A 12,654-nucleotide genomic window follows, 5' to 3' on the forward strand; every position below is an offset into this window, starting at 1 on the left:
CGAGGAATAAACACGTTAACCGAACTGTATTGGATGTTGGGTTACAGCGCAATAGAAAATTTTTCAATTTACCCCATTTATTTTATCGCTTAACGGTTTAATTACAAAATCAGGGAGTTATTTTATGGCTTTAATCAATCAGAGAATAGATGTTCCTGTCATCGTTGATGAATCGAAATGTCTAGAAAAATGTACAGTCTGTATTGAAGTTTGTCCCTTGGATGTATTGGCTAAAAATCCAGAAACAGGCAAAGCTTATATGAAATATGATGAGTGTTGGTTTTGCCTGCCTTGTGAAAAAGAATGTCCAACCAATGCAATTACAGTACAAATTCCCTTTTTGTTACGTTAACTACCTGTGGTAAAAAATAATGAACGATGACCTCAAAGACTGGCTAGAAATGCTGCGATCGCCTGACATAAGTGATCGTATAGTAGCTGTCAAAACCTTGCAACATCTAGGCGATGACGAAACAATTGATGGTTTAATTATAGCTTTGAAAGACGAACATATTACTGTTCAGAAAATAGCAATATCTGCCCTTTGGGAAATTGCCAATCCTGTTGCCATCCCTGCCTTAATTGAATGCCTCAGTTCAGCAGATACAGATATTCGCACTGAAGCCGCATCAGCATTAAGCGAGTTAGTTACACAAGATGAATTGTTACTTTTACTAGATAAACTCCAAAGTAATGATGTAAATATTCAATTAAATATTTTAGTACTTTTGCGGAAGATACATGATATTCAATCTTTACCCGATATTTTACCATTTTTAGAATCAAAAAATCCTGAATTACGTGAGGCAGCTATTACCACACTGCGATATATCAATCAACTAGAAAAATGTCCTCAAGCTTTGGATTTAATCTTTGATGAAGAAGCAATTGTACGTCGATCTGCTGCTTTAACTTTAGAACATTTACAAGATGCAGAAGTGATTACAATACTTTGTCAAGCACTTACAAATGATAGTGACTGGCAAGTTCGCCGGAATGCAGCTAAATCTCTGGCTATTCATGAAAATAATCAAGCAATTTCAGCATTAGGAATAGCTTTAAATGATGAACATTGGCAAGTACGCAAATCAGCAGCACAAGCTTTGCAAAAAATCCCAAATATTCAAGTTTTGCCGGGATTAATTCAAGCATTAACAGATGAATATGCAGATGTAAGGAAAGAAGCTGCGATCGCTCTTGGGAATTTAGCTCATCCTGACGTTATTAACCCCCTACAACAAGCCTTAGATGATCCTGATAAAGAAGTGTCTATTCAAGCACAACGGGCAATTCAGAAGATTCAAAGAGATAGAATAGTCTCAATTGAGCAGTAAATCACTAAGGGAAAGTCTAATGGACAATCCATTTCCTGGAATGAACCCGTATTTGGAACAGCCTGAACTTTGGCATCAAGTTCACAATCGTTTGATTGTAGCGATCGCTGATGACCTAACTCCTCAAATCGCCCCTAAATACCGAGTTTCCATTGAAGAGCGAGTTTACACTAGTGTAGATAATATCTTACTCGTAGGAATTGCTGATGTAGCAGTTGCTAAACGTAACACTACAGATAACAGTACAACTTTGACTGCTGCGAAACTTGCTGAACCCAGTAAAGTAAAAGTTCCTGTACCTGAACAGATAACTGAGCGATTTTTAGAGGTGCGAGCAACTTCAAGCAAAGAAGTTGTCGCTGTGATTGAAATACTTTCTCCTAAAAATAAACGCTCCAAAGAAGGTAGAGCCGCCTACGAAAGCAAACGACAGAAAATTTTGGCTTCTGCAACCAATTTAGTAGAAATTGACCTCTTGAGACAAGGTGAGTCAATGCCTATTCTCGGAGCGTCAGTTACAGATTATAGTATTTTAGTTAGTCGCAGCTACAACAGGCCTGATGCAGATTTATATACTTTCGATTTAAAAAACCCAATTCCTATTTTTCCTGTACCTTTGCGTGAGGGAGAACCTGAACCGATAGTTGAATTGCAAAGGTTATTAAACGAAGTTTACGAACGTGCTAGATTTGACTTGGCAATTGATTATTCACAACCTTTAAAGATAGTGCAATCACCCGAAGAAGAAGCTTGGGTGAGAGAAGTTTTAGAGAATATTTAAACTAGAGCAATAGATAAAGTGCAACCAGATTCTCGTCAGCCAGAAGTAGTCCAACTCCTCAAACAGGTTATCGAACCTATTTTAAAAAATGACATCATTAGTTTGGGAATGGTACGAAACTTACGCATAGTTGATGACTATATTTACTTACGTTTATATATTGGTTCTCATCAGCATCAATTACAGCCAGAAATTCAATTCTTATTATCATCTCTATCTTGGTGTAAAAAAACTTATATTCAAATTTGTACAATTCCAGGTGTTAAAATAACTCTTGCAGTTTCTAGTGGTAAAGGTGGTGTGGGCAAATCCACAACAGCCGTTAATATCGCCGCAGCTTTAAAATTACAAGGTGCAAAAGTAGGATTATTAGATGCTGATGTTTATGGCCCCAATGTTCCCCAGATGTTGGGTTTAGGACAAGCTGATATTCAAGTAATTAATACTCCCACTGGTGATAAGTTTTTACCTCTAGAAGCGCAGGGAATAAAACTAATGTCAGTGGGTTTACTTGCAGAAGCAAATCGTCCTTTGGCATGGCGGGGGCCTGTATTGCATAAAATTATCACGCAATTTTTGCAAGATGTGCAATGGGGTGAATTAGATTATTTATTGATAGATTTACCTCCCGGTACAGGTGATGCTCAAATTACAATTATCCAAGAAAGCCCAATTTGTGGAGTCATTTTAGTGACAACTCCTCAACAAGTGGCTGTTGCAGATGTACGACGTAATATATATATGTTTCGCCAAGTGGGTGTTCCTGTTCTTGGTATCGTTGAAAATATGAGTTATTTAATTTGCGGTGATTGTGGTTCACGCACACCGATTTTTGGTAGTGGTGGCGGCGAACAACTGGCCGCAGAATTACAAGCGCCTCTGTTGGGACAAATTCCCATTGATTCCCGCATTTGTAGCGGTAGTGATACTGGAAATCCAATTGCGATAAGCGAATACGCTTCACCCGCAAGGGAGGTTTTTACACAAATAGCTACTTTATTAAATGCTACTTTTATGCTACACGATCAAACTACGCAGCTTGACCAAGCAAAAAAATTGTAGGTTGGGTGGAGGCTTTGCGTAACCCAACATCCTTATATATGTTGGGTTGCGCTCCGCTCTACCCAACCTACGTCTATTGCTTTTATGATGAAACTGGATTTGGATAAATTCAGAAGACGTACAAGATGGGTTGATTGATCCCAGGGGATTGTTCAAAAATGGCGATCGCCTCTGTCACAGTTTTGCCTCCAAGAACCAAAGCACCTGGAATAATTTTGATGGTTTTGGTTCAGAACACAAGTCCTTTCATTCAGAACACAAGTCCTTTCATTCAGAACACAAGCCCTTTCGTTCAGAACACAAGTCCTTTCGTTCAGAACACAAGCCCTTTCATTCAGAACACAAGCCCTTTCATTCAGAACACAAGTCCATTCGTTCAGAACACAAGCCTTTTCGTTTAGAACACAAGCCCTTTCGTTCAGAACACAAGTCTATTTTCAACAATTTGTTGTCTAGTATTAAGAAAATCTATTGGTCGGTTTCTACAATAGCGTTACACTCTATAACGGACTAAGCCTTTATGTAGATTCTGTAGTGCCTGATGAACCTAGCCGATATCCTCAAAGACTCAAACTACAAACTGTCGCAGTTTACTGTGGCGGAAATTGAGCAGTTAGAGCAGAGCATTACTCTTAAAGCAACCAAAAGTGGCGAAGTGCCTTATATTGTTTGTTTGGTGCGTCAGAAAACAATTAAACTTACGCCAGAAGAAGCAATTCGGCAGCTATATTTACAGATTTTGACTCAACGGTTGCACTATCCTCTCAGTCGCATTCAGGTCGAGTATGGGGTAAACTTTGGGCGGGAGGTAAAACGGGCAGACATTGTGGTGATGGACAAAGACCGTCCAAACACGGTGTATCTGTTGGTAGAGTTAAAAAAGCCAAAGCTGAAAGACGGGAAGGATCAGTTGCGATCGTACTGCAATGCGACGGGTGCGCCGATCGCAATTTGGACAAATGGCGATCAAATTTCCTACTACCAGCGCAAAGATCCCAATTATTTTGAAGATATCCCTGCTTTACCCAACGCTAATCAAACCCTAGCAGATATTCTTCAGATCAAGTTCACCCTGGAAGACTTGATCGCCAATGACAAGTTGATAAAGGAGAATAAATCTCTCAAAACCCTGATCGAAGAAATGGAAGATGAGGTGCTGGCGAATGCTGGGGTTGATGTATTCGAGGAACTATTTAAGCTGATTTTTACCAAGCTCTATGATGAGTGGTATTCTGGGCAGGGCAACCGCCGTGAAACCCGTTCTCTAGAGTTTCGCAATACGGGACAGACAGAAGCCGCACTCAAAACCAAGATTCAGGATTTATTCGACAAAGCTAAACAAAAGTGGCAGGGTGTGTTTAGTGAAGGAGCCAAGATTAGCCTCACGCCTTCGCACTTGTCGGTTTGTGTGTCGTCCTTGGAGAATGTAAAGCTGTTTAACTCCAATCTGGATGTAATTGATGAAGCCTTTGAGTATTTGATTAACCAAAGCAGCAAGGGAGATAAAGGGCAATATTTCACGCCGCGCTATGTAATTGATATGTGCGTAAAGATGCTCAATCCGCAAGAGTATGAGTACATGATCGATACGGCGGCGGGTTCATCGGGGTTTCCGGTGCATACGATGTTTCATGTCTGGAAGCAGATTATGCGCGATCAAGGACGGGAAGCCAGTCATATGTTTACAGCTGAACCGAAGCCGCCAGAGTGTAATGAGTATGTCAAGGAAAAGGTATTTTCGATTGATTTTGATGAAAAGGCGGTGCGGGTGGCGCGAACGCTAAACCTGATTGCAGGGGACGGTGAACAAAATGTGTTGTATCTGAATACGCTGGATTATGAATTGTGGGATGAAATTACTAAAGAAGAAGACTGGGATGATACCTACAATCGGGCGTTCTCTCGGTTGAAAAAGCTCCGCACCGATAAAAGCAGCTACCAACGGTTTCAGTTTGATGTGTTGATGGCGAATCCGCCTTTTGCCGGAGATATTAAAGAACCGCGCATGATTGCCCGCTATGATTTGGCAAAAAAGCCCGATGGTAAGTGGCAAACCAAGGTAGGGCGCGATATTTTGTTTATTGAGCGCAATTTGGATTTTTTGAAACCGGGGGGTAGAATGGCGATCGTGTTGCCCCAAGGACGGTTTAACAATTCATCGGATAAAAATATTCGAGATTTCATTGCCGAACGCTGCCGGATTTTGGCGGTGGTGGGGCTGCATGGCAATACGTTTAAGCCGCACACGGGTACGAAGACTTCGGTGCTGTTTGTGCAGAAGTGGAATGATGACCCGAAGGCGGGCGCACTCTGTCCTCGACAGGATGACTACAACATCTTTTTTGCAACCATGCGGAAATCGGGGAAGGATAATTCTGGGGAGAAGATATGGCGGAAAATTTCATCGTCTACTTCACCGCCTGCTGACGAACTGGGCGAATTGATGCCGCCTTCTCCGATGCAGCGAGTGGTGGGGGTGGAGGGCGATTTTTTGCAAGATGTTCACGTGCATTTAGTCGTGGATCATGATTTGTATAACCACGAAGGACTGACGGAAGACGGCATTGCGGAAGCGTTTATTGAGTTTGCCAAAAAGGAGAAGCTCAGTTTTTTTGAATCTAGCCCATCTGTTGCGCCGTTTGATGCTGTGAGGTATGAGCGGTTAATGGATGGGCTGGAAGCGGTTGAATTAAGTTTGAGTGACGTTTTAGATGAGAATCTACTATTTAGATTTGATGCTGAATACTTTAAAAAGAAATACATAGAACTAGACAAGTTATTACGCTCAAGAAAGGCAATTTATCTAAATTATTGCTCAAAATCGATCATAAATTTTGGTGCATATTCTTTGTGCAATCAAATAGAATACTTGGAGGAAGGAGTTCCGTATCTTAATGTTGCAGATATTGGTGATAATGTAATCAAATTGAAAAATGTCAAGTTAATTGATGAGTCATTAAGTAAAACTGTCTTGCATAAATCCTTGGTTGTAGAAAATCAAATTTTACTTACTATTGCTGGAACGATAGGTAATGCTTCAGTTGCTTATCAAATGCCAAGATACACTAATTCAAATCAAGCAATAGCAAACGTAACACTTAAAGCAGGTATTTCTTCATTCTATATATCTACTTTTTTAAATTCAAAGCTTGGAAGAAATCAAACTCAACGGCTCATTATTAGTAATGTACAACCCAATTTATTGCTAACTCAAGTTAAGCTTATTAAGATTGTTCTTTCTTCAGATGAATTTCAGACACTTACAGAAAAAATAATCAAGTTTGCCTACTCAAAAATAGAGCAATCAAAACAGAATTACCTACAAGCTGAGAATTTGCTGTTGTCGGAGCTTGGGTTGAAGGACTGGCAACCTATCGAAGAAACAGTTGCCGTCAAGAGTTTTTCTGAGTCGTTCCTGTCCTCCGGTCGCTTCGACGCTGAACACTATAAACCAAAATATGATCAGGTTTTAGCAAAGCTGAAGAGTTTTAACCCTCTGAAAATGATTCATCTCGAAGAGATTTTAACGAGTATAACTAACGGTCAAACTCCTTTGCACCATGATCTGAGTGTCGGAGAAGTTAAATTTCTCACTGCTGAACATATTCATGATTTTAAGATAAACTATGAGACAAAGAAACGCGTCTTACTTCACCATCATCAAACGGAATTAACACGGACACATTTATCTAAAGGAGATATCCTCTTAACCATTAAAGGAAGAATCGGAAATGCTGCTGTTGTTGAACATCTAGATGAATTAGTTAATATCAATCAAGATGTGGCTCTGCTTCGATTTATACCAGAAATTCATCCTTATTACATTGCAGGATTTATCAATTCATTCATGGGTAAATTATTGATTGAACAGACTTGTACTGGACAAATTAATCCATTTTTAAGTCTTGGAAGCTTAAGAAAGTTAGTTGTCCCAATCTTTTCTGAAAAACGAATGAATGACTTGGGTGACTCCATTAAAGCTAAAGTTACTGCTGCCGATAAAACCGGGTGGCAATCCAAGCAACTGCTAGAAATTGCTAAAACAGGAGTAGAACGAGCGATCGCAACCGATGAAGCAACAGCAACGGCTTGGATCAATCAGCAACTTGAAGCGTTAGGAATCAATCTATCAAACTCAAACTAACCTAATGGAGGCACAATGTCTGAGATTACTATAAACCCAGATCAACTTAAGGAAATCTTGAAAAGCGCGATCGTCGAATTAATTCGTGACAATCGAAAAGAAGTCTCTGAATTTCTGGCAGAAATTATTGAAAACGTGGCAATGGAGCAAGCGATCGCTGAAGGTGAAACAACTGAACTGGTTAGCCGTGAGTCCATCTTTCAACTTTTGGAACCGAAAGCGTAAAAGTCGAGTTTAGGAAAAGCTTTGGATATTAACTTAACTACTACTTAACATCTACGAGTAGTAATGAAAGCACTTAAAATCATGGCAACGATTGATAAAACTACGCAGCTTGACCAAACTTAGTAGCTTCAGGAACTTCAATCAATTGCCCTGTTTTGACATCGTAGATATAGCCATAGATAGGAATTTCATTCGGAACTAATGGATGCAAACGAATCCGTTGTACATCTGTATAAACGCTTTTGGCTTGGTCATCAATAGTCAACCAATTGATAAACTTGCCTTCGCTTGATCCCGACCCAGATCCAATATCTGACCAACCTATTTCATCTAGCTTGGCTGTTTTGAGGCTACTAGAAAGTAAATTGCTGATGATTTCATTAGTGAAGGTTTCCATCCCACAATTAGTGTGATGAATTACAAACCATTCACGCGTACCAAGTAATTTGTAAGAAATTACTAAAGAGCGAATCGCATCATCGCTAGCACGTCCCCCTGCATTGCGAATTACATGAGCATCTCCTTCAGCTAGTCCAGCAAATTTAGCTGGGTCAAGTCGAGCATCCATGCACGTGAGAATTGCAAACCGACGAGATGGGGGTATAGTGAGATTACCTTTATCACCGAATTTATCAGTGTAACTAAGATTAGCTGCTAGAACTTCTTCTACAATTTGGCTCATTTTGAGTTTATGTGCGCGATAAATAATTCGTAATTCGTAATTCGTAATTCGTAATTAAAGACATTTTCAGAGGGGGATTTAAACCCTTTTATTTACGATAAACCTAACGGCATAGCTAACGCTTACTGCTTGATTAGCAAACTAAAAGCTAAATTCCTACCTAGTTACCTTAGTTGCGATGAAATCAATCATTGAAACTACACTAAGTCGATAGAAATATGCTATTTATATAAAGTAATTTACCACAAATCAAGACAAAAAGCAAGTTACTTGGGAGAGCTAGGATTAAATTTTTCATCAACCGGAATTCGATAACCGTTGGCGAGGCGATTAGTCATATTTGCAGTAGCAGCGATCGCCATCAATTCACCAAACATTGTTTCACTCATCCCTTTAGCATATGCCGCAGCTGTATGAGAGGCGATGCAATATTCACAACCATTAGTCACACTCACAGCAATGTAAATCAACTCGCGTACCAGTGGATCGAGTTCTCCAGGACTGGTCATCACTTCTTTGACTGACTGCCATGTTCGCTGTAAGGTAGGGGGATGGTTAGCTAGGGCTTTCCAAAAATTGTTGATTTCGTCGGTCTGGCGAGTAGCACGAATGTCGTCGTATACCGCACGTACCTCATCACTGCTATCTTCGTATTCAATTAGCTTAGTCATCACACTAAATTAAATATCTTTTGCCTTTTTAGAATACATCTTGGATGTTACCTATGGTGGATAATTGCCGAGTTCGTTGACTGCGATCGTCTAGGGCGGCAATGGTTTTCAATCCATTTTGATTGAGAACGGCTGCGATCGCCTGTCCCATGTCACCCGGACTTAAAATACCAACAGTTTGGATTTGCATGGAAAGCTTGATTGTTACCTGTATTCAGCTTTTGATTAATGCGCTGATTTTGATGATTGAGTTATGAAATAAACTACGGTAAACTGACGTAATTACCGTTATTAATCTAAATAGGAACTTACCATAAATCATTCCCAGGAAGCAAGCTATTTAATAAGCCGTAGTTTCAATAAATCTATTCAAACCGAAATATGTCAAACATTGCTGATTTTTCTGCTTCTCAACTGTTATCGCTATATAGCGATCGCCAGTTATCACCAGTTGCAGCAACCAAAGCTGCCCTAGAACGGATCAATACTTACAATAGCTTAGTTAACGCCTTTGCGATCGTAGTCGAAGAAGTTGATCCAGGTTTTGTAAATCCTCGTCCCATTTTTCAAACCTTTTGGCAAGCTGGCGCAGCTAAGTTATTGCGTGGCTTTAGTCCAGAACAACAAGCTGTAATTGAAGAAGGTTTGCAAGCTACAGCCAAAGAAGGCGATCGCCTCACCTTAGTAGAATATCTCAACGCCCAAGATGCCCGTGAAGCATTGGGACGGCAAATGCAAATATTTCATCAAAACTATGATTTATTACTTACTCCCACCTTACCGATAGCTGCTTTTCCTGTTGGACAAAATCGACCTCAATCAGCTATTGATCATCAGCACCGAGATTGGACACCTTTTACATATCCTTTCAACCTTACACAACAACCTGCTGCATCTTTACCTTGTGGCTTCACCAAAAACGGTTTGCCTGTTGGTATACAAATTGTTGCTGCAAAATATCAAGATTTACTAGTCTTGCAAGCAGCTAAAGCTTATGAAAGTGTTTCTCCTTTCATCATGCCAAGTAATATTTTATGATCCTTAAATAAACAGGACTTACGCAACTGGCACAGTGCTGCATCTACGCCCGTCGTAGACATCGCTAAATTAAAATCAGAAGGCGATCGTTTCCTTAGAACAGGATGAAGTGCTTGATTTGGCGTTGATGCAGCCACATTTTCATTAACCGCAAGATGCGTTAAAAACGTTTCTATTTCGGTACTTCCCATATCTTTAGGATGGCGTTTATTATGAAAAAGGATATAGCGTCGAATCCAGTAAATGTAAGTCTTCTCTGTTTGGTAAGAATAGTGTTTAAGCCGGATAACATCTTGTACTTGTTCAAGCAGTTTCTTTGGGCGTTGTTCCATCGGTGTTATACAGAAAAATTCCGTTTAATACTCTAAATCAGGATGTTATACAGAAAAGTTCTTGATAACACCAAGGGATATAAGGAAAAATTCCATATAATCCTCCTGTGAAGGGTGGTTATACGGAAAAATTCTGTACAATACCCAAATAAGGGGGTAAAAAAGAAGTTTTCCGTATATTCAAACAGGATTTCCTTAGAATGCCTGATATATCAGGATTAAAAAAAGATTATACGGAAACTTTCCGTATAATAAATAGTTATACCGCCAAATTATCTGTACAGATAGCTGAGTTCATGGGTGTCGTGGATTCAAAAATTTATCAAAAGCTAGGAATCGTTTAATTTATCAAGAACTAATCTTTATGACGAGTAATTCAAATACCGTTTGGACTCCTTCTTTCTGGATGCAAGGCTGGACTTATCAGAGTTTCTTAATATTGCCTACTGATCCAGAAAAGCAATCTCCTCCTGGAACAAGTATTACTACTAAGAAATGGGCAAAAGGGAATTTGTATCTGGAGACAAGTATTGATCCACCTCCTGCCCCTGATGCTATAGGCAGTCTTGTAATTCCGACTCCACCAGGAAACGTAAAATTGAACGTAAAAGCCTTCGTAGAAAGAGGGATTTCACCAGTGAAGTTTGAAGCAACTGGAGAAGTACAGAATGCTCCTACAGAGACAAGTGCAGAGACAAATGGGGCGATGTATAAACTCTTAGGATGGGCATTCCGTAGTGAAAATGATAAAGTTTCAAAAATTGAAGGATGTGTAATAGCTGTTCGTGGTTCTGATGCTCGCCCAAATGTAGAACTTGGTGGAATGCCAGTTGGTACAGTTGGTGCATTTATCATTACGAGCACTTAAATTGAAATCGGTATACTCCATGAGTTGTTGAAAAACGGTCTAACATTATTGAATCATGTCAATGCCGTAAGGGTCGTATTCAAAGAAATCACATTGCCTGCGCTATTTTAGTCTGGTTTAGGCTCAAAGATTTAGCTTATAGAACTGGTCAAACAATTTATCAAATTAAGCATGGATTGTTATCCAATTATTTAGTTCAGCAACTAAAACGTCCGGCTGTTCCTATGTTTATCGCCTAGTTGTTATAGGCGCACGGCGCGGTTACACCGTGCCATTGCTTGTGACAGTTGCGTAAGTCCTGACAAAATTAAGTGAGAGGCCGGTATTAGCTTAAATGGATTACTTTTCATCAGATTCATTATGAATTTAGAATTGATAGCCGAGCGCGAGTTGAATAAAGAGGAAGAGTGTGAAAGCTTATCGAAAGTTAATTAATAGCTTATTAAGGGCTTCTGTATCAATTAAAAAAGCATCGTGACCGTGAATTGATTTCAGCAAACCTAGTTGAGCATTAGGAATTAAATCTGCTAATTCTTGTTGTTCTATGGGCGGATAAAGAATGTCAGAATCAATAGCAACAACTAAAACAGGTTGTTTAATGCTTTGCAGAACAGATTTATAGTCTTTACCTTGAGCAATATCATGACTATCCATCGCTTGGGTGAGAGTGATGTAAGTATTGGCATCAAATCTCTGTACTAGCTTTTGACCATGATTTTGTAAGTAGCTAGCGATCGCAAATTGGTCAGCAGAAGCATCATACTGTCGTCCAAAACGTTCTGTAAAGGTCTGCCAAGAACGGTAAGCACTCATCGCCATCATCCGCGCTACAGCTAATCCTTGGTTTGGTGGTTGTTCTGGTGTGTAGTCACCCCCAAGCCAATTGGGATCGGCATAGATAGCTTGTCTTTGAACTTCACTCAACCCAATACACCAAGCTGAATGTCTACCGGAAGTCGCAATAGGTGCGATTGCTTGCACGATTTCTGGATATAATAACGCCCACTCTATTACCTGCATCCCACCGAGTGACCCGCCAATTACTAGCTGTAAAGATTTAATTCCCAGGTATTTAATCAGTGTAGCTTGTAAGTGAACCATATCCCGAATCGTAATCGCTGGAAATGATCCGCCATAACGGATTCCTGTTTGGGGATTGATGCTAGTTGCTCCCGTAGTGCCATAACAACTTCCCAAAATATTGCTGCATACAATAAAATTGCGATCGCTATCCAGTGCTTTTTTTGAACCTAACAAACCTTCCCACCAGTCATCTGCATCAGCCGAACCAGTTAAAGCATGACAAATTAGCACTCCATTGTCGCCTTCTAAGTTTAACTTTCCCCAAGTCCGATAAGCGACCTGAACCCCAGTTAAAACTTCGCCTCCTTCTAACTCAAATGGCATCGGCAAATGATAATACTGAGTTCGCGGTGAAATGAAGTGCTGATAATTCATCTAGAACAGGAAACAGGGGAACTGACGAGGCATAAGAGAATAATGACCAATGACCAATG

General features: G+C 40.0%; 13 protein-coding genes and 1 pseudogene. 9 read left to right on the forward strand and 5 right to left on the reverse strand.

Annotated features, from left to right (window positions below):
* The first annotated feature begins 124 nt into the window (after nucleotides 1–124).
* The 6 genes from F8S12_RS30835 (at nucleotide 125) to F8S12_RS30860 (ending at nucleotide 7,546) form a co-directional block, all read left to right on the forward strand.
* Nucleotides 125–352: a 4Fe-4S dicluster domain-containing protein gene (locus tag F8S12_RS30835; protein WP_196520057.1), complete on the forward strand. Its 228-nt coding sequence runs from the start codon at nucleotides 125–127 to the stop codon at nucleotides 350–352.
* 19 nt (nucleotides 353–371) lie between these two features.
* A complete protein-coding gene (locus tag F8S12_RS30840; RefSeq protein ID WP_196520059.1) occupies nucleotides 372–1,334 on the forward strand; it encodes a HEAT repeat domain-containing protein in 963 nt (320 codons plus the stop codon).
* Nucleotides 1,335–1,353: 19 nt separating this feature from the next.
* Nucleotides 1,354–2,115, forward strand: a complete 762-nt coding sequence (locus tag F8S12_RS30845) for a DUF4058 family protein (protein ID WP_196520061.1) — start codon at nucleotides 1,354–1,356, stop codon at nucleotides 2,113–2,115.
* An 18-nt stretch (nucleotides 2,116–2,133) separates the two neighbouring features.
* A complete protein-coding gene (locus F8S12_RS30850; RefSeq protein ID WP_331001465.1) occupies nucleotides 2,134–3,177 on the forward strand; it encodes an Mrp/NBP35 family ATP-binding protein in 1,044 nt (347 codons plus the stop codon).
* 541 nt (nucleotides 3,178–3,718) lie between these two features.
* Complete coding sequence (locus F8S12_RS30855; RefSeq protein ID WP_196520062.1) at nucleotides 3,719–7,321, forward strand: N-6 DNA methylase; 3,603 nt, start codon at nucleotides 3,719–3,721, stop codon at nucleotides 7,319–7,321.
* A gap of 15 nt (nucleotides 7,322–7,336) precedes the next feature.
* Nucleotides 7,337–7,546: a hypothetical protein gene (locus F8S12_RS30860; protein ID WP_196520064.1), complete on the forward strand. Its 210-nt coding sequence runs from the start codon at nucleotides 7,337–7,339 to the stop codon at nucleotides 7,544–7,546.
* Between the two features lie 100 nt (nucleotides 7,547–7,646).
* On the opposite strand, the gene F8S12_RS30865 is transcribed toward F8S12_RS30860, so the two are convergent.
* The 3 genes from F8S12_RS30865 to F8S12_RS30875 form a co-directional block, all read right to left on the reverse strand.
* Nucleotides 7,647–8,228 carry a beta-class carbonic anhydrase gene (locus F8S12_RS30865; RefSeq protein ID WP_196520066.1) on the reverse strand — a complete coding sequence of 194 codons (582 nt, stop codon included), beginning with the start codon at nucleotides 8,226–8,228 and terminating at the stop codon, nucleotides 7,647–7,649.
* Nucleotides 8,229–8,494: 266 nt separating this feature from the next.
* Nucleotides 8,495–8,899: a carboxymuconolactone decarboxylase family protein gene (locus F8S12_RS30870; protein ID WP_196520068.1), complete on the reverse strand. Its 405-nt coding sequence runs from the start codon at nucleotides 8,897–8,899 to the stop codon at nucleotides 8,495–8,497.
* A gap of 28 nt (nucleotides 8,900–8,927) precedes the next feature.
* Entirely contained in the window at nucleotides 8,928–9,089 is a 162-nt protein-coding gene (locus F8S12_RS30875) for a hypothetical protein (protein ID WP_230968384.1), read from the reverse strand.
* A gap of 191 nt (nucleotides 9,090–9,280) precedes the next feature.
* On the opposite strand from F8S12_RS30875, the gene F8S12_RS30880 reads away from it, so the two are divergent.
* Nucleotides 9,281–9,937 carry an amidase family protein gene (locus F8S12_RS30880; RefSeq protein ID WP_230968385.1) on the forward strand — a complete coding sequence of 219 codons (657 nt, stop codon included), beginning with the start codon at nucleotides 9,281–9,283 and terminating at the stop codon, nucleotides 9,935–9,937.
* On the opposite strand, the gene F8S12_RS30885 is transcribed toward F8S12_RS30880, so the two are convergent.
* Nucleotides 9,892–10,269 carry a phage integrase N-terminal SAM-like domain-containing protein gene (locus F8S12_RS30885; protein WP_196520070.1) on the reverse strand — a complete coding sequence of 126 codons (378 nt, stop codon included), beginning with the start codon at nucleotides 10,267–10,269 and terminating at the stop codon, nucleotides 9,892–9,894. The two genes, F8S12_RS30880 and F8S12_RS30885, sit on opposite strands and share 46 nt — an antisense overlap.
* 364 nt (nucleotides 10,270–10,633) lie before the next feature.
* Between F8S12_RS30885 and F8S12_RS30890 the strand changes: the two genes are divergently transcribed.
* Nucleotides 10,634–11,137 carry a hypothetical protein gene (locus F8S12_RS30890; protein ID WP_196520072.1) on the forward strand — a complete coding sequence of 168 codons (504 nt, stop codon included), beginning with the start codon at nucleotides 10,634–10,636 and terminating at the stop codon, nucleotides 11,135–11,137.
* Between the two features lie 47 nt (nucleotides 11,138–11,184).
* Nucleotides 11,185–11,376, forward strand: a pseudogene (locus tag F8S12_RS42495) (IS701 family transposase); the annotation flags it as partial.
* 178 nt (nucleotides 11,377–11,554) lie between these two features.
* On the opposite strand, the gene metX reads toward F8S12_RS42495, so the two are convergent.
* Nucleotides 11,555–12,595: a homoserine O-acetyltransferase MetX gene (gene metX / locus F8S12_RS30895; RefSeq protein WP_196520073.1), complete on the reverse strand. Its 1,041-nt coding sequence runs from the start codon at nucleotides 12,593–12,595 to the stop codon at nucleotides 11,555–11,557.
* Between the last annotated feature and the right edge of the window lie 59 nt (nucleotides 12,596–12,654).

Source organism: Nostoc sp. WHI (genome assembly GCF_015714725.1).
Classification (GTDB): Bacteria; Cyanobacteriota; Cyanobacteriia; order Cyanobacteriales; family Nostocaceae; genus Nostoc.